The 18,610-nt window shown below is 46.6% G+C and carries 20 protein-coding genes; 9 read left to right on the forward strand and 11 right to left on the reverse strand.

Annotated elements, in window-relative coordinates:
- Positions 1-169: 169 nt before the first annotated feature.
- Positions 170-1,831: a pyridoxal phosphate-dependent decarboxylase family protein gene (locus MHB72_RS02170; protein ID WP_020450118.1), complete on the forward strand. Its 1,662-nt coding sequence runs from the start codon at positions 170-172 to the stop codon at positions 1,829-1,831.
- Between the two features lie 14 nt (positions 1,832-1,845).
- Positions 1,846-3,570, forward strand: a complete 1,725-nt coding sequence (locus MHB72_RS02175; RefSeq protein WP_020450119.1) for a methyl-accepting chemotaxis protein — start codon at positions 1,846-1,848, stop codon at positions 3,568-3,570.
- A gap of 39 nt (positions 3,571-3,609) precedes the next feature.
- On the opposite strand, the gene MHB72_RS02180 is transcribed toward MHB72_RS02175, so the two are convergent.
- The 4 genes from MHB72_RS02180 to MHB72_RS02195 form a co-directional block, all read right to left on the reverse strand.
- Positions 3,610-4,353: an amino acid ABC transporter ATP-binding protein gene (locus MHB72_RS02180; RefSeq protein WP_003178866.1), complete on the reverse strand. Its 744-nt coding sequence runs from the start codon at positions 4,351-4,353 to the stop codon at positions 3,610-3,612.
- A 15-nt stretch (positions 4,354-4,368) separates the two neighbouring features.
- Positions 4,369-5,073, reverse strand: a complete 705-nt coding sequence (locus MHB72_RS02185; RefSeq protein ID WP_020450121.1) for an amino acid ABC transporter permease — start codon at positions 5,071-5,073, stop codon at positions 4,369-4,371.
- A complete protein-coding gene (gene tcyA / locus MHB72_RS02190) occupies positions 5,060-5,866 on the reverse strand; it encodes a cystine ABC transporter substrate-binding lipoprotein TcyA (protein ID WP_020450122.1) in 807 nt (268 codons plus the stop codon). Before tcyA ends, MHB72_RS02185 begins: the two co-directional genes overlap by 14 nt.
- A 115-nt stretch (positions 5,867-5,981) precedes the next feature.
- Positions 5,982-7,394 carry a sigma-54 interaction domain-containing protein gene (locus tag MHB72_RS02195; RefSeq protein ID WP_216921962.1) on the reverse strand — a complete coding sequence of 471 codons (1,413 nt, stop codon included), beginning with the start codon at positions 7,392-7,394 and terminating at the stop codon, positions 5,982-5,984.
- 243 nt (positions 7,395-7,637) lie between these two features.
- Between MHB72_RS02195 and MHB72_RS02200 the strand changes: the two genes are divergently transcribed.
- The 3 genes from MHB72_RS02200 to rocF all read left to right on the forward strand — a co-directional run bounded on the left by MHB72_RS02200 (position 7,638) and on the right by rocF (position 11,343).
- Positions 7,638-8,840 (forward strand): ornithine--oxo-acid transaminase, encoded by a 1,203-nt coding sequence (locus MHB72_RS02200; RefSeq protein ID WP_216921959.1) that lies wholly within the window; start codon positions 7,638-7,640, stop codon positions 8,838-8,840.
- A 213-nt stretch (positions 8,841-9,053) separates the two neighbouring features.
- The gene (locus MHB72_RS02205) at positions 9,054-10,457 is read left to right on the forward strand and encodes an amino acid permease (protein ID WP_254122343.1); all 1,404 of its coding nucleotides are present in this window, start codon (positions 9,054-9,056) and stop codon (positions 10,455-10,457) included.
- Positions 10,450-11,343, forward strand: coding sequence for an arginase (gene rocF, locus MHB72_RS02210; protein WP_020450126.1), 894 nt, complete (start codon positions 10,450-10,452; stop codon positions 11,341-11,343). The genes MHB72_RS02205 and rocF overlap by 8 nt, the downstream gene beginning before the upstream one ends.
- 48 nt (positions 11,344-11,391) lie before the next feature.
- On the opposite strand, the gene MHB72_RS02215 is transcribed toward rocF, so the two are convergent.
- Complete coding sequence (locus MHB72_RS02215) at positions 11,392-12,264, reverse strand: LysR family transcriptional regulator (RefSeq protein ID WP_216921952.1); 873 nt, start codon at positions 12,262-12,264, stop codon at positions 11,392-11,394.
- Between the two features lie 121 nt (positions 12,265-12,385).
- Between MHB72_RS02215 and MHB72_RS02220 the strand changes: the two genes are divergently transcribed.
- From MHB72_RS02220 to MHB72_RS02235, 4 genes are read left to right on the forward strand one after another with little or no spacing between them, the layout of a single operon-like run.
- The gene (locus MHB72_RS02220) at positions 12,386-12,955 is read left to right on the forward strand and encodes a non-oxidative hydroxyarylic acid decarboxylases subunit B (RefSeq protein WP_216921949.1); all 570 of its coding nucleotides are present in this window, start codon (positions 12,386-12,388) and stop codon (positions 12,953-12,955) included.
- 13 nt (positions 12,956-12,968) lie between these two features.
- Positions 12,969-14,390, forward strand: a complete 1,422-nt coding sequence (locus tag MHB72_RS02225) for a non-oxidative hydroxyarylic acid decarboxylases subunit C (RefSeq protein ID WP_216921946.1) — start codon at positions 12,969-12,971, stop codon at positions 14,388-14,390.
- Between the two features lie 19 nt (positions 14,391-14,409).
- Positions 14,410-14,637: a non-oxidative hydroxyarylic acid decarboxylases subunit D gene (locus tag MHB72_RS02230; protein ID WP_020450130.1), complete on the forward strand. Its 228-nt coding sequence runs from the start codon at positions 14,410-14,412 to the stop codon at positions 14,635-14,637.
- 15 nt (positions 14,638-14,652) lie between these two features.
- The gene (locus MHB72_RS02235; protein ID WP_020450131.1) at positions 14,653-15,108 is read left to right on the forward strand and encodes a pyridoxamine 5'-phosphate oxidase family protein; all 456 of its coding nucleotides are present in this window, start codon (positions 14,653-14,655) and stop codon (positions 15,106-15,108) included.
- 34 nt (positions 15,109-15,142) lie between these two features.
- On the opposite strand, the gene MHB72_RS02240 is transcribed toward MHB72_RS02235, so the two are convergent.
- From MHB72_RS02240 to MHB72_RS02265, 6 genes are all read right to left on the reverse strand, one after another.
- A complete protein-coding gene (locus MHB72_RS02240; RefSeq protein WP_216921943.1) occupies positions 15,143-15,589 on the reverse strand; it encodes a hypothetical protein in 447 nt (148 codons plus the stop codon).
- 25 nt (positions 15,590-15,614) lie between these two features.
- A complete protein-coding gene (locus MHB72_RS02245) occupies positions 15,615-15,956 on the reverse strand; it encodes a hypothetical protein (protein ID WP_023855653.1) in 342 nt (113 codons plus the stop codon).
- 70 nt (positions 15,957-16,026) lie between these two features.
- Positions 16,027-16,473 (reverse strand): hypothetical protein, encoded by a 447-nt coding sequence (locus MHB72_RS02250; RefSeq protein WP_216921940.1) that lies wholly within the window; start codon positions 16,471-16,473, stop codon positions 16,027-16,029.
- Between the two features lie 20 nt (positions 16,474-16,493).
- On the reverse strand, positions 16,494-17,174 hold the full coding sequence (locus tag MHB72_RS02255) for a hypothetical protein (RefSeq protein ID WP_216921937.1): 681 nt from the start codon (positions 17,172-17,174) through the stop codon (positions 16,494-16,496).
- A 17-nt stretch (positions 17,175-17,191) separates the two neighbouring features.
- Positions 17,192-17,449 carry a hypothetical protein gene (locus MHB72_RS02260; RefSeq protein WP_075213072.1) on the reverse strand — a complete coding sequence of 86 codons (258 nt, stop codon included), beginning with the start codon at positions 17,447-17,449 and terminating at the stop codon, positions 17,192-17,194.
- A 177-nt stretch (positions 17,450-17,626) separates the two neighbouring features.
- Positions 17,627-18,430, reverse strand: coding sequence for a hypothetical protein (locus MHB72_RS02265; protein WP_216921931.1), 804 nt, complete (start codon positions 18,428-18,430; stop codon positions 17,627-17,629).
- Positions 18,431-18,610: the final 180 nt, after the last annotated feature.

An 18,610-nucleotide genomic window follows, 5' to 3' on the forward strand; every position in this document is an offset into this window, starting at 1 on the left:
AAACTTCTTAATATATCGTTAAGAAGTTTTTTTATTAAAAAGAAAATGTAAAAGATTAAACAATTTCATGAACTTTTTGAGCGAAGGCCTAAAAATATAGGAATATTATACCGATATGGCAAGTGAAAACTTTTTCCGAAATATTAAAGACAAGGCAGGAGAGAAAATCATGCAGCAACGCAATACACCGGATGTACAGAAATGGTTTCCGAGCGAGGACGGAAATGAAGCGAAAAGACATGAATTCCTATCATTGATCGAACAGCTGATCGAGGGAGTGGACGAGCTGAAAAATCCAGATCAGGTCAACCTTGGCGGCGAGAAGAACCGTGAGGGCTTCTTTTATGAAAAGCTGGTCGCAGAGAGCCGGATTCCGCACGAAGGTGCGCCGATGAAAGAGGTCAACGAAGAGCTGTTGAAGCTGTTGCACGGCCATCCGTATCATACCAAATACTTTTTCACAAACATTCTGCCGATGGCGAGCATCCCGGGGATATTAGGCATGCTTACAGCGTTCATGGTCAATGGGAACAACCTGTGGGATGTGTACGGTCCAGCCGGAGCGGAGGCGGAAGTGAAAGTTACGGCGATGATGTCAAAGCTTGCGGGGTATGATGCCGAAACAAGCGGAGGCTACACGACGTGGGGAGGACAAGGTGCGGTATACAGCGGCCTCAGAATCGCGATTGCCAAAATGGCGCCGTCATCGCTGAAAGAAGGGGTTCCCGGCAATTTCTACGCGTTTTGTTCTGAAGCGGCTCATTACAGCTTGTATAAGTCAATGGAAGCCGCAGGACTCGGGAGCGATCATTTAATTAAAGTCAAAACAAATCTCGACCATTCCATGGATACGGAAGATTTGCGGGCGAAGCTTAGACAAGTCTGCGAAGCCGGGGGGATTCCCGTTTATATTGTAGCTACAACAGGAACGACAGATGCGATCGGCATCGATGATGTGAGCGCTGTCCGCCGTGCGGCTGAAGAAACGGCGAAAAGCTTCGGGCTGCCGGTTCCGCATATCCACGCCGATTCCGCCCTGGGAGGATTTTTTGCCTTTTTTAATGAGTACGATCTGAATGAGAACGCTTTATCCTTCAGTCCCGGTGTTCTCAGCATGATCAAGCCGATTCAGGAAAAAATGAGGCATCTGCACGCAGCCGATTCGCTTTGTTTTGATTTTCAGAAGCTCGGACAGACGCCTTATGTGACGAGCCTGTTTCTTGTGAAAGATCGCAATGACTTAAAACGGATCGATCTGGATCCTGATGAGACGCCGTATGTCGGCCACCGCGGCTATGGGGACTACCATACGGGCTACACGCTGGAATGTTCGCGCATGGCCAGTTCGATCAGTATGTACAGCGCGTTGATGGCATTTGGCTATGAAGGCTATCAAAAGCTGCTCGGACAGTTTCTTGAAGTCAACCTGCATTTTAGGGAACAGCTTTCTCAGCAGATTCCGGAGGCCGATATTGTGAACCCGGACAACTTCGGCATGTCTACGCTGTTTCGCATTTATCCTGAAGGTGCCCCTAGATTTGAAGACGAAATTTCGGGAGCATGCACCATTCAAGAGCTGGAAAGAAACAATGCACTCACTGAAAAACTATTTGAAAAGCTCGGAACAAAAAGGGACAAGATGTTTTTTGGCGATACGAAAAAGCACTTGCTTGTGAAATCCTGTGAAGGGACTGAGATACCGCTTTGCGTCAGCAAATTTTTCGTCATTTCTCCGTATACCATGCCTGAACATGTCCCGGGAATTATCGATTATTTAAAAGAAAATATTGAGGAAGTCTGCCGGGAGCATGGATCTCTCATGACAAATTAAAGGGGATATAGACGATGAAAACGTTGAAGAAAAAGCTAACAGAACACATTTCAGTCAAAATTATGATTGGCGTCGCCTTAGTGCTTTTAATCACGATCGCATCATTTTCAGCTGTGTTTACTTATATCAGCAAAGACTTGTCAGAGCAGCTGAGACAGCAGTTCCAAAACCGTCTTTATACCGATATTCATCTTGCTGAAAACCAAATCAAACGTCTGGACGGGAATCCGCTTGAAATCGATTCTGCGGACAATCCGCTTTACAAGCAGACAAAAATGGCTGTGGACAGCCTGAAAAAGAAAAACAATCTTGAAAATATCTATATCCTTTCCAATGAGGGCGGGAAGGAGCGGATTCTCGTGCTGTCGGATACGTCCGATGATTTCGGCACGGATTACAGTTTTTCTCCTGAAATGAAAGAAGCCTTAACGACAAACAAAGAGACGGTAAGCGACGTGTATGAGGATGAATACGGCATTCACCAGTCGATTTTTCAGCCGCTTGAGAACAGCTCCGGCGAAAAGGTGGGAATTTTGGGGATCGATCTTGATGCTTCCGTGATTCCGGCGACGGCTGCAAAAGCGAAGTGGTATACAATTGCGATCGCAGCATTTGTCTTGCTGCTCGGAATGGCCATGGCCTATTTTCTCGGTTCTTTTATCGCGAAGCCGATCAGGCAGCTGATGAAGGCATCAGAAAAAATTGCCGACGGCGATCTGTCGGCCGACATTTCTGTCAAGAGCCGTGATGAAGCCGGAAAGCTTGCCGAATCGTTCAAGCGGATGAGCGAAAATTTACAACAATTGATTGGACAAATTTCAGCTTCCTCTGAAGAGGTATCCAAGACGAGTCTCCAGCTGAAAAATGTATCGGCTGAATCGAGCGAAAGCGCGGCCCAGGTGGCTGAATCGATGAACAGCATGAGCGAGGGGATCAACGAAGTGGTCTCGTCCGTTTCGGATTGCCACACATCGGCTGCCGAAATCGATCATCAGCTTACACACGTCACAGAAGAAGTGAACGAGATGAAGAACGTTGCCGAAGGCGTCAGCAAGGATTCCAAGACCGGACAGGAGCTTGTCGAAGAAACATTGCGGCAGACCCAGACGATTAAAAACGTGATGGAAGAGTCCAAACAAGCGGCAGCAGAGATGCAAAACCATACCGAAGAAATTGAAAAAGTCATCGGAATGATTTCCTCTATTGCCGAACAGACGAATTTGCTGGCGCTCAATGCTTCAATTGAAGCCGCCCGGGTCGGTGAAGAAGGCCAGGGCTTTGCTGTTGTAGCGGGAGAAGTCAGAAAGCTTTCTGAACGCTCGGCAGATGCCGCTTTATCCGTTTCCCAGCTTGTGGCGGGCACGCAGGAGAGCAGCCGGCTTGTCATGGAACGCATTCAGGAAGGAAACGCAGCGGTTGACAAAGGGCAAATATTAATCAATGGCACATACGAGAACTTTTCAGGAATTTTTAAAGGGATCTCTCAATTTGCCGAACGGACCGATCAGTTGCTTCAGTCTTTGTTAAAAGTCGAAAAATCGTATCAAAACATTTCGGCTGCGATGGAACAGATTTCCGCCGTTACCGAAGAGCAGGCGGCAGGTTCTGAGGAAGTCGCGGCAGCAGCGGAGCAGCAAAGCGCCGGTATGCAGGAAATCGCTTCGGCCATTCAGCAGCTCTCCGCTTTGTCGGAAGAATTGAATCAAGCGGCATCCAAGTTTAAACTGGCCGCAGAATAAAAAAGAACAGCCTGATCCAGAGAGATCAGGCTGTTTTGTTTATACAGGATTCAAAATCCGGTTTAAAAACTGTTTTGTTCGTTCTTCCTTAGGGGCTGAGAAAATTTGTTCAGGCGGACCCTGTTCGACGATGACGCCGCCGTCGATAAAGACGACTTCGTCTGCGACATCCTGCGCGAATTTGATTTCGTGGGTGACGACAACCATCGTCCAGCCCTCATTTGCAAGGTCTTTCATGACTTTCAGCACTTCACCGACCAGCTCGGGATCAAGCGCCGATGTGGGTTCGTCAAAAAGCATCAGTTCTGGCTTGATGGCCAGAGCGCGGGCGATCCCGACGCGCTGCTGCTGTCCCCCGGAAAGCTGGAATGGATAAAGGTCCATTTTGTCTTCTAGGCCGACCTTTTGCAGAAGCTGAACGGCTTCCTTTTTGACTTCTTCTTTATTGCGCTTTTGCACTTTTACCGGCCCTTCCATCACATTTTCAAGCACGGTGCGGTGCGGGAACAGGTGATAGGCCTGAAACACCATTCCCGACTTTCTCCGCAGTCGAAGGAGGTCAGCCGGTTTATTTTTCTTGGAAAAATCGATGGTAAAATCGTCAAAAGAAAGAATGCCGCGGTTCGGAATTTCCAAAGCGTTCAGGCAGCGAAGCAGCGTCGTCTTGCCGGAACCGGAAGGCCCTAAGATGGCGATCACTTTTCCTTTTTCGATGTTCAGGTCGATTTTTTTTAAGATCTCGTTTTCGCCGAAGGATTTATTCAGCCCTTTGATCGCAAGCATTGTCTATTTCCCTCCTTACCTGGCCACATACCGGTCCAATCGCCGTTCAATCTGCTGCTGAACAAGCGCGAGAACAAAGCAGATGATCCAATAGATGAATGCGGCTTCCATATAAATGATTAAAATTTGGTCTAGATTGCTGGCCCCGATTTCCTGGGCTTTCCGGAATAATTCAGCAACAAGAATTTGTGACGCAAGCGATGTGTCTTTAACCAAGCTGATGAATGTATTGGATAATGGCGGAATCGACACGCGTACAGCCTGCGGCAGGATGACCCTGGTAAGGGCCGTTTTTTGAGTCATTCCAATCGAATAAGCCGCTTCCCACTGCCCTTTCGGAACGGAAAGGATGGAAGCCCTGATGATTTCCGAAGCATATGCGCCGACATTTAATGAAAAGGCAATGATCGCGCTCGGAAACGGGTCAATCGTGATTTGAAATGCTGGAAACAAGTAAAAAATAATGAATAGCTGAACGAGCAGCGGCGTTCCGCGGATCGCTGAGACATAAATGCCGAAAACCGCTCTTAAAATGCGGGATTTGGACATTCTCGCCAGCGCCGTGATCAATGCGATGATCATACCGAATATAAAAGAGAGAATGGCAAGGGGAATCGAGTAATAGATTCCCCTTAAAAAGATCGGCCAAAATGATTCACGCACAAGATCCCAGGGGATCGCCGCGCCGATGGCCGCCGCTTGTATATTATTTAGAAACATCTTCGCCAAACCATTTCTTCGCTATTTTCGCGAGTGTGCCATCCTCTTTCATGTCTTTCAGCGCGGAGTTGACCTTGTCAACCAGCTCGCCGCTTCCTTTGCGGAAAGCAAAATGCGTAGTTTGCGGCTCGCCTGTTTCAAAAGCGACTTTCAGGTTTTTGTTTCCTGATGTCTTCAAATAGTTCAGCACCGCCAGTTTATCGTTAAAGGTGAGGTCGACACGGCCCTGCTGAATCAACTGAAACGCTTGAGCCATTCCTTCCACGCCTTCGATTTCAGCGCCGGCGTTTTTCGCAAGGTCATTATAGTTGCTTGTCAAAGATTGTGCAGCTTTTTTCCCTTTGACGTCCCCTTCAGCTTTTATATCGTTGTTGTCCGCTTTTGTGACAACGACGGCTTGGGAAGTTGTATATGAATCGGAAAAATCATACTGATTTTCACGGTCTTTTTTCCCGACTTGGTTGGCAACGACGTCAAAACGCTTGGAGTTGAGGCCGGCAAACATGCTGTCCCACTGCGTTTCTTTAAATTCAGCTTTCAGGTTGAGGCGCTTGGCGACTTCCTGCATCACTTCGACATCATAACCTGTTAATTGATCTGTTTTTTTATCGTGGAATGTAAATGGTTCGTACGTTCCTTCAGTACCGACGGTCAAAACGCCTTTATCTTTAATTGAAGACCAGAGGCTGTCGCCTGCTGCGTTTTTATCCTTGGAATTGTCCCCTGACGCGCCGCATGCGGCCATCACGGTGATCAACAGCGTCAGTAATACAGCGAATATTGCTTTCTTCATTTTATTCCCCACTTTTCTGATTGGATTTAGTTGATATGATTGTACTTAACGGTCTTACAAAAGTAAAGCATAAACCTTTTTTAGTATGAGTCAAGAAATTCGTTTTTAGTGATAATCATTCTGATTCCTGATCAAAACGGATCTTCCATTTTTTAAGCCTGTATTGCAGGCTCTGCCTGCTGATCCCCAGAACCCGCGCCGCTTGGGACACATTGTAATTGCATTTTTTAACGGTTTTTTGAATATAATACTTTTCGGCATTCTCGATTTGTTCCTTCAAAGGAGCTGCCGAGGCGGAAGGAAGCGGGGCGAACAGATCATAGCCCTGCTGCGGCAGCTGCTTTTTTGCCGCTGGTTTTGTCCTGTATTGCAATGGAAGGTGCGTCAGCTCGAGTTTGTCTTCGTAAGACATCAAATTCATGGCCCCTTCAATTAAATGTTCAAGTTCTCTGACGTTTCCCGGCCAATCATATGAAAGCAGAAACCGCCGCACCTCTTCTTCAAAACCTTTGACCTCCATTTGGAACAATGCGTTGTATTTGTCGATAAAATGCTGGGTGAGCGGCATGATATCTTCCTTTCGATCTTTTAATGGAGGAATGAACAAGGTGACGACACTCAGCCTGTAATACAAATCTTTTCGAAGTCTTTGCCCGCTGACCGCGTCGACTGGATCTTCGTTCATCGTCGCGATGATCCTGACATCGATCGGAGTATCCTTCGAAGCGCCGATCCGCCTGATCGTTTTTTCTTGAATCGCGCGCAAAAGCTTTGCCTGCAAGCTGAAGTCCAAAGAATTGATCTCGTCAAGGAGAAGTGTGCCGCCGTCTGCTTGTTCGAAAAGACCCGGGCGATCGACGGCACCCGTGAATGCGCCTTTGGCCGTGCCGAATAAAAGGCCTTCGACGAGGCTTTCCGGGAGGGCTGCGCAGTTTTGTGAGATGAATGGGCCAGTCGACCGCTGGCTTCCGTTATGTATACTTTGGGCGAACAGTTCTTTTCCGGTTCCGGTGTCGCCGACAATGAGAATGGAGGAAGAGGTCCGGGTCGCCCGCTTTGCATGTTCAATGACTTCCTTGAACGCCGGGCTGACGCCGATCAGACTGTCAAACGTATACTTTGTGTTTTCTGTTTTGTTCATATTTTCTCTGATCAGCCGTTCAAGCTTTGTGACATCTTTGGCAATCTCAACCGCTCCTTTCGTATTCCCGTTTTCCATAATGGGAAACGTATGATTGACGGTCGTAATTTCCTGGCCCTTGTTATTGAAGTAGGTCTGCTTGACGTTTTTGTTCGTTTTCCCGTGATGCAGCGCCTGCAGGAGAGTGCTGTCATATTGGCTGGCAAAGGTAAACACGTCCAGCACGTTTTTGCCGAGCACATCGTTGACATCCATCCCTTCAATCTGGCTCATTTTTTTGTTATAGACAACAGATGTGCCGTTTTCGTCGACGACATGCAAGCCGATATCGATTTCATCTATAATTCTTTGAAAAATAAGCTTGAGTAAATCATAATTCTTCAGCAAGTGACATCCCCCTTTGTTCGTAACTGTCTCTCCATTGTAAGTGAAGATTTGATAAGGGTGCAAAAAAATATGCATTTATTTTTGCACCTTTGAATAAAAACCGCAAAATTTTTTGCGAATTATACATGCAATGTTCTGAAAATTTGCGGTTTTAAGGATTGGCACGATCCTTGCATATAAAATAGTGTGAAACAAAATACGACATCTGGCATGTATGTCCAAAAATAAGAAGGAGGAATCAGAATGACGGTTCTATCAAAGTCCGAGAAAATTATGAAGCAAACCGCACATTTTGGCGCGAATAACTATCATCCTCTGCCGATCGTGATTTCTGAAGCGGAAGGCGCGTGGGTGAAAGATCCGGAAGGCAACCGATACATGGATATGCTGAGCGCTTATTCCGCAGTGAATCAAGGGCACAGGCATCCGAAAATCATCCAGGCGTTAAAAGATCAGGCCGACAAAATCACCTTGACGTCGAGAGCTTTTCACAATGACCAGCTCGGTCCTTTCTATGAAAAGGTCGCTTCATTAACGGGGAAAGATATGGTTCTGCCGATGAACACCGGAGCGGAAGCGGTTGAGTCCGCGATTAAAGCAGCCCGGCGCTGGGCTTATGATGTAAAAGGCGTTCCGGACAATAAGGCTGAAATTATCGCATGTGTAGGCAATTTTCACGGCCGGACGATGCTGGCTGTGTCGCTTTCATCAGAAGATGAGTATAAACGTGGTTTCGGGCCGATGCTTCCTGGCATCAAGCTGATTCCATACGGGGATCTGGAGGCGCTGAAACAGGCGATCACACCGAATACAGCCGCTTTCTTAATTGAGCCGATTCAGGGTGAAGCGGGTATTGTCATTCCGCCGGAAGGCTTTTTGAAACAGGCTGCAGAAGTCTGTAAAGAACGCAATGTCTTGTTTATCGCTGACGAAATACAGTCAGGGCTTGCGCGAACAGGCAAAATGTTCGCCTCTGATTGGGAGGATGTCACACCGGACATGTACATTTTAGGAAAAGCGCTCGGAGGCGGCGTGTTCCCAATATCGTGTATTGCTGCAAACAGGGATGTGCTTGGCGTGTTTAATCCCGGCTCACACGGGTCGACTTTTGGAGGGAACCCGCTTGCATGCGCCGTATCGATCGCCGCCCTTGAAGTGTTGGAAGATGAGCGGCTCGCTGAACGGTCGCTGGAGCTCGGGGAATATTTTAAAGAGAAGCTCTCGCAAATCGATAATCCAAAAATCAAAGAAGTGCGCGGCAGAGGGCTGTTCATCGGGGTTGAGCTGACCGAGGCGGCGCGTCCGTATTGCGAGCGTTTGAAAGAAGAAGGCCTGCTCTGCAAAGAAACGCATGAATCGGTGATTCGCTTTGCCCCTCCTCTTGTTATTTCAAATGAGGATTTGGATTGGGCGATTGAAAAGATTACCCGTGTTTTGTCGAAGTAAAGCGGACGGCTGAACAATAAGGGGATTGTTCAGCCCGTTTTTTCGCCGCATGTGCGAAGTTTGTCAAAAATTGAAATATCAGGAAAATGTTCAGAAGATTTAAAAAATAGTCTATATGTCATAGGGGGAGATGACATTAGGGAGAATGGAAACGGAAGGGGTGAAGGCGGTTTGAACCATGAAAACCGTGAACAATATACACTGAAAAGAACGATGAAATCACGCCATTTGTTTATGATCTCGCTTGGCGGCGTCATCGGAACCGGCTTTTTTCTTGGAACAGGATATACGATCAATGAAGCCGGGCCGATCGGCGCGATTCTTTCTTATTTAGCGGGCGGAATGATCATGTATTTTACGATGCTTTGCCTCGGGGAGCTCGCAGTGGCAATGCCGGTTTCAGGCTCTTTTCAGACGTACGCGACAAAATTTATCGGGCCTGCCACAGGATTTGCCGTCGGCTGGATCTACTGGCTCGGCTGGTCGGTTACGGTCGCTTTGGAATTTCTGTCGGCGGGGCAGCTGATGAAAAGGTGGTTTCCCGATGTCGGCGTCTGGATATGGTGTTTGATTTTCGGTCTGCTGCTTTTTTCGCTTAACGCGCTATCGGCGAAAGCCTTCGGGGAATCGGAATTTTGGCTGTCCGGCATTAAAATTATCGTCATCCTTCTGTTTATTATCCTCGGCGGAGGCGCGATGTTCGGATTTATCGATATTAAAGACGGACAGGCTGCACCGTTCTTTTCCAATCTGATTGGAGACGGAATTTTTCCAAACGGATTCGGCGCGATCTTTATCACGATGATCACCGTCAACTTTGCCTTTCAAGGGACAGAGCTGATCGGGATCGCGGCGGGGGAAAGCGAAAATCCGGAAAAAACGGTGCCCCGCTCCATCAAACAGACGGTCTGGCGGACACTCGTGTTTTTCGGCCTGTCCGTATTTGTCTTGGCGGGGTTGATTCCATGGGAAAAAGCGGGGGTTGTTGAAAGCCCGTTCGTTGTCGTATTTGAACAAATTGGCATTCCGTATGCCGCCGATCTGATGAACTTTGTTATTTTAATTGCTTTATTATCGGTGGCGAATTCGGGTTTGTACGCATCGACGAGGATGCTTTACTCCCTTGCGAAAGAAGGAATGGCCGCTCAGGCTTTAAGCCGGGTCAATAAAAGAGGGATCCCGATGAATGCGCTGTGGATCACGCTCGGTTTTGCGGGTTTGTCCCTCGTCTCAAGCGTAGTTGCCGCGGAAACGCTCTACATCTGGCTTCTGTCTCTAGCCGGTTTAAGCGCACAAGTCGGCTGGATCACGATTACGGTATCACAGCTGCTATTTCGCAGAAGATATGTTAAAGAAGGCGGTAAGGTTAAAGACTTGAAATTTAAAACGCCTCTTTACCCTTATTTGCCGCTGACGGGATTTATTTTAAACAGCGCCGTCCTTGTGAGCCTTGCCTTTGATTCAGAGCAGAGGATGGCATTGTACTGCGGGATTTTGTTCATGTCGGCCTGCTACTTTGTTTATCACGTATTTGTGAAAAAACGCCAGGGTCTTGAGCGACAAGAAGCATTGATCTATCAAAACAAAACAAACGATGAGGTGGTTATTGATGAATAAGCAAGTTTCTCTGATTGGAATGCCGATGGACTTGGGACAGGCGCGGCGCGGGGTGGATATGGGACCGAGCGCGATTCGCTACGCTCATATCGTGGAACGTCTGACCGAGCTTGGCTATGATATCGATGATCTGGGCGATGTGCCGATCAATCGCGATCAGCCAAAAGGAGACGAAGGGCTGAAAAATTTAGTTTCCGTACTCGAAGGAAACCGCAAGCTGGCTGATATCGTCGACAATGTCATCGAGCAGCGCCGCTTCCCGCTCGTGTTGGGCGGAGACCACAGCATAGCCATCGGGACATTGGCGGGGGTAGCCAAGCATTATCAACAACTCGGCGTGATTTGGTATGACGCACACGGCGACTTAAATACGCTGGAGACATCGCCGTCAGGCAACATCCACGGTATGCCGCTGGCGGTAAGTCTCGGTGTCGGCCACGAAAAGCTGGTCAACCTTCACGGCTATACGCCGAAAGTCAAGCCGGAGCATGTCGTCATCATTGGTGCGCGCTCGCTTGATGAAGGAGAGCGCAAATATATCCGTGAAACCGGCATGAAAGTCTACACCATGCACGAAATCGACAGGCTTGGCATGACGAAGGTGATAGAGGAAACGATCGAGTATCTGTCAGCAAATTGCGACGGCATTCATCTGAGCCTCGATCTGGACGGTCTTGATCCGAGCGACGCTCCGGGAGTCGGCACCCCTGTCGTCGGAGGCATCAGCTACAGGGAAAGCCATTTGGCGATGGAAATGCTTTATGACGCAGATATCATTACTTCTGCCGAGTTTGTTGAAGTCAACCCGATACTTGATCATAAAAATAAAACCGGTGAGGCGGCCGTCGAACTGATCGAATCGCTGTTAGGGAAGAAGCTGCTATAACTAATGAAAAGGAGAAGGCATCGGCATGATGCCTTTTCTTTTTTATTATCAAAATAAAGCCAAAAACTCTCTTACGGGCTTCGGCAGAAAACTGCCGGCCCGCCAAACGACAGATGGCTGCAGAATAAACGGATTGTCTTGAATCTCCAATGTCTGAACATGACGCGCAAAATGCGCCGGCAGCATGGACAGCGGCAGAATCGTTGCTCCGAATCCCGAGGTGACAAGGCTGAGGAGCGTTGTAGAATCATGGCACTCACAGACGACCCTCGGCTCAAGGTCCAATGAGTGAAAGTGATGGACGACCTCATCATAAATCCCTTTTCCGTGCGACGGTCTGAGCAGAATCAGCGGCAGACCGGCAATTTCTTTCATTCCGGCTTCCCCTTTTAAGCCAAACGACTGATTCCCCGGAAGAACGAGCTTGCATGGGACCTCCGGCAGGCTCTTTGCTTCGATATTTTTGCTGTGGAAAGGCGTTGTCGTGACCGCCGCATCGATCTGCCGGTTTTCCAAGAGCCCGCTCAGCCGTGAAGGCTCACCTTCCCAAATGTTAAACATTAAATTCGGGTACATTTCCCTGATCTTCGAGACTTTTGAGAGCAATAGAGCCGCACAGTAAATCGTTGAACCGACGGCAAGGGTTCCGTTGACTTCTTCACGCAGCTCCCGAACCTCCAAGATGGAATCCTCAAGCTTGTGCAGGATTTCTTTTGCTCTTTTCAAAAACACTTCTCCTTCATAGGTCAGCGTCAGGTTTTTCTTTTTGTTCCGGTCAAATAAAACGACTCCGAGCTCCTCTTCCATCTGCTTCAACTGTCTGGAGAGGGGCGGCTGGGCGATATGAAGCCGTTTCGCCGCCGTTGTAATCTTTCCTTCCTGTGCGATCGTAACAAAGTACTTTAACTGGCGAATATCCATTTTCTCGGCACTCCTTTTTATACCTTTAAAGTATTATATATAGATTTAACAGATATTTTCAATATGGTAAATAGAGGCGTATCATTTTAACTGAAGCACCAAGAGGGAAAGGGGGGCGCATATGAACATCATCGTCGGAATTACGGGCGCGACCGGCGCGATATTTGGCGTGCGGATGCTGGAGTGGCTGAAGAAAACCGAGGCAGAGACACACCTAGTCATCTCTCCGTGGGCAGCGGCAACGATTCTGCACGAAACGGGATATACGATGAAAGACGTAGAAAAGCTCGCATCTTTTACGTATTCCCACAAAGACCAAGCGGCCCGCATTTCAAGCGGTTCCTTTCAAACGGACGGAATGATTGTCGCACCGTGCAGTATGAAGACGTTGGCGGGCATCCGCACCGGTATGGCGGATAACCTGTTGACCCGTTCGGCGGACGTCATGCTGAAGGAACGGAAAAAGCTTGTGCTGTTAACAAGGGAGACGCCGCTGAACCAGATTCATCTTGAAAACATGCTTGAGCTGACAAAAATGGGCGCGGTGATCCTGCCGCCGATGCCGGCTTTTTATAATCATCCCCAAAATCTGACCGAAATGGTCGACCATATCGTATTCCGGACGCTGGACCAATTTGGAATCCATCTGTCTGAAGCGAAGCGCTGGGAAGGAATGAAACAGAAGAAATAAGGAGGATAACAGAATGGCTTATCAAGATTTTAGAGATTTTTTAAACACGCTGAAAAAAGAAGGACAGCTTCTTGAAGTTCAGGAAGAGGTGAAGCCGGAACCCGATTTGGGTGCCGCTGCACGCGCCGCCAATAACCTCGGAGACAAATCACCCGCTCTTTTATTCAACAACATTTACGGCTATAACAATGCCCAAATCGCCCTGAATGTCATCGGCTCCTGGCCGAACCACGCGTTAATGCTCGGCCTTCCGAAAGACACGCCGGTCAAAGAACAGTTCTTTGAATTCGCATGCCGTTATGATCAATTTCCTGTAAAAGTGCAAAGAGAGGAGACTGCGCCGTTTCACGAAAACGACATCACAGAAGACATCAACCTGTTTGACATTCTGCCGCTCTTCCGCATCAATCAGGGCGACGGCGGCTTTTATTTAGACAAGGCATGCGTCATTTCCAGAGATGTCGAGGATCCGGAACACTTCGGCAAACAAAATGTCGGCATGTACAGACTGCAGGTCAAAGGAAAAGACCGCCTTGGCATTCAGCCCGTCCCGCAGCATGACATTGCGATCCACCTGCGTCAGGCTGAAGAGCGCGGCGAAAATCTGCCTGTCACGATTGCGCTCGGCTGCGAACCGGTCATTGCAACGGCGGCATCCACACCGCTTTTATACGATCAATCAGAATACGAAATGGCAGGGGCCTTGCAAGGTGAACCTTATAAAATCGTCAAATCAAAACTGTCTAACTTAGATATCCCATGGGGCGCGGAAGTGGTTCTTGAAGGTGAAATTCTGGCGGGCGAACGCGAATATGAAGGCCCGTTTGGTGAGTTTACCGGCCACTATTCAGGCGGAAGAAGCATGCCGATCATCAAAATTAAGCGTGTCTGCCACCGCAACAACCCGATTTTTGAACACCTGTATTTAGGCATGCCTTGGACTGAGGTTGACTACATGGTCGGCATTAATACATGTGTGCCGCTTTACCAGCAGCTAAAAGAGGCCTATCCGAATGAAATTGTCGCGGTAAACGCGATGTATACACACGGCTTGATCGCCATTGTCTCAACGAAAAGCCGCTACGGCGGATTCGCCAAAGCTGTCGGCATGCGCGCGCTGACGACGCCGCACGGCCTCGGCTACTGCAAAATGGTGATCCTCGTTGACGAAGACGTCGATCCGTTTAATCTCCCGCAAGTGATGTGGGCCATTTCAACGAAAATGCATCCAAAACACGATGCAGTCATTATCCCGGATTTATCCGTTCTGGCGCTTGACCCGGGTTCTGAACCGGCGGGAATCACCCACAAAATGATCTTGGACGCGACAACACCTGTGGCCCCGGAAACAAGAGGACACTATTCACAACCGCTCGATTCCCCTATAGGAACGAAAGAGTGGGAAGCGAAACTAATGAATCTGCTAAATCAATAAAAGAGGAGAGTGTTTCATCATGCATACATGTCCGCGCTGCGAATTAAAAAAAGCGGAAACCGTCAGCAAGTCACCCGTTGAAGGAGCCTGGGAAGTTTATCAATGTCAGCACTGCTTTTTCACTTGGAGATCATCGGAGCCGGAGACGATCACAAATCCTGAAAAATACAATCCGGCCTTTAAAATCGACCCTTCTGAAGTCGAAACAGCCGTACAAGTGCCAGCGGTTCCAGATCGGAAAATCTAAAGGGAGGCATCCGGCATGGCTCAGCTATCAAACGAATTATTTCAGCTGTTAAACGGAGAGAAACTCGCCGGAAAGCGGCGCGAAGCGATGATGCTCCAGACCGTCACAGAAGAAGGCTGGCCGCACACAGCGATGATCAGCGCCGGCGAAATCCTCGCCTTGAACAAAACCGACATCCGCCTGGCTCTCTGGCAAGGCACAACGACAACCGCGAACATCGCGAGAACAGGCCGGGCGCTCTTCGTCACTTGCTGGAAAGGCAAAGCACATTATGTGCGGCTGTCTTTAAAAAAACTGCCCGAATTAAAAGACGCCAAACACCCGAGAGCGCGCTTCGCCGGCACCGTCGAAGCGGCCCGGGAAGATATCGCAAAATACGCCGATATCATCTCCGGCGTTCAGATTGAGCTGAAGGATGAAGCGGCGGTTTTGCGGCGGTGGGAGGAGACGCTGGAGGAGCTGAGGAACTGAAGAAAAGGACCATGGCGAACCATGGTCCTTTCAATTATTTCTGCAGCATCTTATTCGTCACTTTATAAGCCAAGGTACAGCCAATTGTAATGAAAATCATCGCGATCGAAAGGATCACGAGCTTTTCAGCAACGGTATATATCGACATGGGAATAATAACAGCGCAGACGGAAAACACGCCGCCAAAATAAACAAACAGGATCAGCGGCTTTTTGTATTTTTTCCAAATCACTTGATTAATCCCGTTTCTTTCGGGGTCTGCCGGGTGCTTGCTGTCTTCATCTTTCATCAGTTTATTTAGCAACACATAAATGAGAAATGCGAATAAAGTTGCCGAGAAAATATTAAAACAGAGGATAAACAGCTTTTCTCCCAGACTCATCACCGGATTCAGAACAGAGCTGAGAACGGAGCCGCATACGAAAAACAGGTAGACGGATAAGATGGCTTTGTTTCTTGGTTTTTGTAGAAATTTAGACATTCAGATCTCTCCAATCGTAAATGATTTAAACGCTGAAAATGAGATGGATCAGAAAAGAAAAAATATAAAAGATGATGATGCTTAAAATGCCTCTGCCCAGAAGATAGAGGGCGAAATACAGTTTTCTCAGGAACCAGTTGTATTTTAATAGCCGTTTGTAAACAAAGTAACCGGTTCCGACAAGAAGAAAAACGAATGTATTCGTAATTTTATGGGACCATTTTTCAGGTTTTAAAAAGACCATTTTTTCATATTCAATGATCATGTGACTCGCAATGATTAAAAAACCCAAACTGTAAGCGAAATGAGCGGCCAACATACCGGCGATGAAATATTCGGTATATTCAACAAAAGTTTCTGGTGACATCATTACTCCTTTATGAATGGCGGACTCCAGCGTTTTTTAACAAAACTTTTTTTCTGCTAAAAAAAGCTTCTCATTCTTCGTCAGGCATTCTTTCCAAACAAGACCGGTTCAGCATTTGATTCGCTGTTTGATAAACAGTAAAAAAGCCGCCAGATATCACGGCAAACAAAATTGCAAACACGCCGGATTTCCAAGCGAGTGAGAGTTCGGGCATGAAAAACACGGATGTTCCCACAATCAGGATGCCGACGAAGTAGAAAGAGAGCGTGAACGGTTTTCTGTATTTCTTCCAAAAGATTTTCGCGACGATGTTGCATCGGGGCGCGCTTTGATCTTTCTTCGGCTTATTTATGAACACATAAGTGATGAAGGCGAATAAAGAAATTGAAACGAACATAAAGCCGATGACGGCAAGCTTTTCCTTCCAGTTCATTGAAGGTTTGACAAGGCCGGTCAAAATAATGATTGCTGCAAGTAGGGAATAAACTGAGAGAATGATTTTATTTCTGCCTTTCAAACATGACCTCTCCTTGTGCCTTAAATCCTATGCTGTCTGATGATATCTTGATTCGCTTTGATGAAGAAGTATTTGTGGATGAATTTGACCCCCATCATAGAAAATAAACAAGCCATAAGCAGATAGACGGTACTCATCAACAAATAAACGGCAGACTCGGAAACTCGCAAAACGGCATGACTTATTACAAAACCGCCTGCCGGAACAGCTGCCAGGAGCATCCTTGTCGGAGCTGCTGTCTCCCTTGTGCCTTTTTTAGAATCAGGGAAAACAACCAAATAATACCGAATGATGAGGAAAATAACGGCGGCATAAATGAATAATGACAGACTGATCAGCGGTACATGAAAACCGATAGCAGAAACCATCATTTTTTGCGCCGTGATCAACTGGCAATATGACATCCCGCTGAATGATACGCCCATAAAACGAACATATTGAAGGTGATGATGATATCCGGTCATGCTTTTGGTATTCATGATGATCATCCATATATTGATCAGGATAGCAACAGGAACAGCGGCGAATGTGAAAAAATCTACTTTGTTCACCAGCACAGGTAATATGCTTAAAATATCCAGCATCAACACGATAAAACACGCCATTCCCCATTTCGTTTCCCGGCTGATGGGAGCTGTCAAATGAGACTGAATATTGGTAGGTAAATCTTTGTATGCAACCGTTTCTTTTAATTTCAGCAAAACTTAATTTCCTCCGCTTATTCCTCTGAATTTTTATAATTCTGCATGTATTTTTTCAGCCAGACTTTTTTTCTGTAGATATGTAATAGGAGTGGAGGAACGAAAAAAAATAAGCTGATAACCGAAACAAACAAGGGAATTTCTGAAGGTGCTTTTGCTCCTACCGCCCATATCGTCATGATGACTAAAAAGATACCCCCTACAGGAAATAAAATAGAGAAGATGATCATTGCTTCGTTTATTTTTTTATATAGAAAATTTTTTTCGTTTTTCATATTGAGCCCCTTTTTCTTGATGGGTGTTTTCTGCATCGGCAACGTTTGGCTCTGTGTGGCTTTGTGTTTTTTTCATATCTCGTCTATCTTTTTGAACCAATAATTCGGGAAACTGGGATAAGAGAAAGCATCTCGTTGTGAGATGCTTTGAAATGTATTTATTCTCGCATTGCGGCATTATGTATTTTGAAAAGATACTGTATACTCAAGCCCTTTTAATAATTCGTTCCATTGCTCAAGTGTCCTTAATGAAATATGTACAGGTTTTTCATTGTGTTCATCATACTGAGCAACCCAAACGCCACGGGCAGATGGAATAAAAAAGACGATATTTTGCAAGAAAGGTCCATCGTTTAAGCCAGGGATGTAAAAATGTGAGATATTGTTTAGCGACCATTGGTTTGCTTCAAGATCGGCTATCAATTGATTAAAGCTATGTTCTTCCTCAGGTGAAAAAGAACTTTTCTTCCGAACCTTTTCTGTCATGTCTTTATTACTCAGCCAGTCAAAGCATTTATCTGAAAGACGAAATTTTAAAGGAATATGTTCCTCATCAGTTGAAAAGTGGTAATAGTCTTTCATCAGCTCGGCAATTTCCTGCTCGTCGGCATACGCAAATTCATGGATGATATCGCGGTCAATCATATGGAAAAGCCATGTTTCATTTTCAAAATGGTGAAGCATTAAAGTGTTTTTATTGTCAAGGTTGGAACAGCGGATCATTTGTTCTGAATTCACGTAGGAAACGATGAATTTCTGCATTTCTTCGCTTAAAGGATTTTCGTCTTTTGAACTTTTTTCTTCGTTCCAGTATTGTTTTAAAATGAGCTGGTTGACAGTTGCCTCTAAGATTGCATCCCATTCTTTTTTTGATTTTTTTCCTGACGATGATTCAAGAATTCCTTTTGCAACACCAGGATAGTCACATAACCCTACTAAAAGCGCTAGTTCTTCTGATGTGCATGTGATGAGGTGTTTCATTGTTTTCACATCCTTGATTATAGACTTAAACTCTGAAAATGAAGTGAAGGATAAAGGATAAAAGATAAAAAATAATGATACTTAGAATTCCGCTTCCTAAAAGATAAAGGGCAAAATATAGTTTCCTCAGGAACCACTTATATTTGTAAAGTCGTTTATATACAAAATAACTAGCACCGA

This window comes from Bacillus sp. FSL K6-1284, assembly GCF_038002625.1.
In the GTDB taxonomy this organism is placed as follows: Bacteria; Bacillota; Bacilli; order Bacillales; family Bacillaceae; genus Bacillus; species Bacillus paralicheniformis.

Coding starts and splice junctions, on each gene's coding strand:
- MHB72_RS02170 (WP_020450118.1), top strand. CDS start 170: ATGCAGCAACGCAATACACCGGATGTACAGAAATGGTTTCCGAGCGAG.
- MHB72_RS02175 (WP_020450119.1), top strand. CDS start 1,846: ATGAAAACGTTGAAGAAAAAGCTAACAGAACACATTTCAGTCAAAATT.
- MHB72_RS02180 (WP_003178866.1), bottom strand. CDS start 4,353: ATGCTTGCGATCAAAGGGCTGAATAAATCCTTCGGCGAAAACGAGATC.
- MHB72_RS02185 (WP_020450121.1), bottom strand. CDS start 5,073: ATGTTTCTAAATAATATACAAGCGGCGGCCATCGGCGCGGCGATCCCC.
- tcyA (WP_020450122.1), bottom strand. CDS start 5,866: ATGAAGAAAGCAATATTCGCTGTATTACTGACGCTGTTGATCACCGTG.
- MHB72_RS02200 (WP_216921959.1), top strand. CDS start 7,638: ATGACGGTTCTATCAAAGTCCGAGAAAATTATGAAGCAAACCGCACAT.
- MHB72_RS02205 (WP_254122343.1), top strand. CDS start 9,054: ATGAAATCACGCCATTTGTTTATGATCTCGCTTGGCGGCGTCATCGGA.
- rocF (WP_020450126.1), top strand. CDS start 10,450: ATGAATAAGCAAGTTTCTCTGATTGGAATGCCGATGGACTTGGGACAG.
- MHB72_RS02215 (WP_216921952.1), bottom strand. CDS start 12,264: ATGGATATTCGCCAGTTAAAGTACTTTGTTACGATCGCACAGGAAGGA.
- MHB72_RS02220 (WP_216921949.1), top strand. CDS start 12,386: ATGAACATCATCGTCGGAATTACGGGCGCGACCGGCGCGATATTTGGC.
- MHB72_RS02225 (WP_216921946.1), top strand. CDS start 12,969: ATGGCTTATCAAGATTTTAGAGATTTTTTAAACACGCTGAAAAAAGAA.
- MHB72_RS02230 (WP_020450130.1), top strand. CDS start 14,410: ATGCATACATGTCCGCGCTGCGAATTAAAAAAAGCGGAAACCGTCAGC.
- MHB72_RS02235 (WP_020450131.1), top strand. CDS start 14,653: ATGGCTCAGCTATCAAACGAATTATTTCAGCTGTTAAACGGAGAGAAA.
- MHB72_RS02240 (WP_216921943.1), bottom strand. CDS start 15,589: ATGTCTAAATTTCTACAAAAACCAAGAAACAAAGCCATCTTATCCGTC.
- MHB72_RS02245 (WP_023855653.1), bottom strand. CDS start 15,956: ATGTCACCAGAAACTTTTGTTGAATATACCGAATATTTCATCGCCGGT.
- MHB72_RS02260 (WP_075213072.1), bottom strand. CDS start 17,449: ATGAAAAACGAAAAAAATTTTCTATATAAAAAAATAAACGAAGCAATG.
- MHB72_RS02265 (WP_216921931.1), bottom strand. CDS start 18,430: ATGAAACACCTCATCACATGCACATCAGAAGAACTAGCGCTTTTAGTA.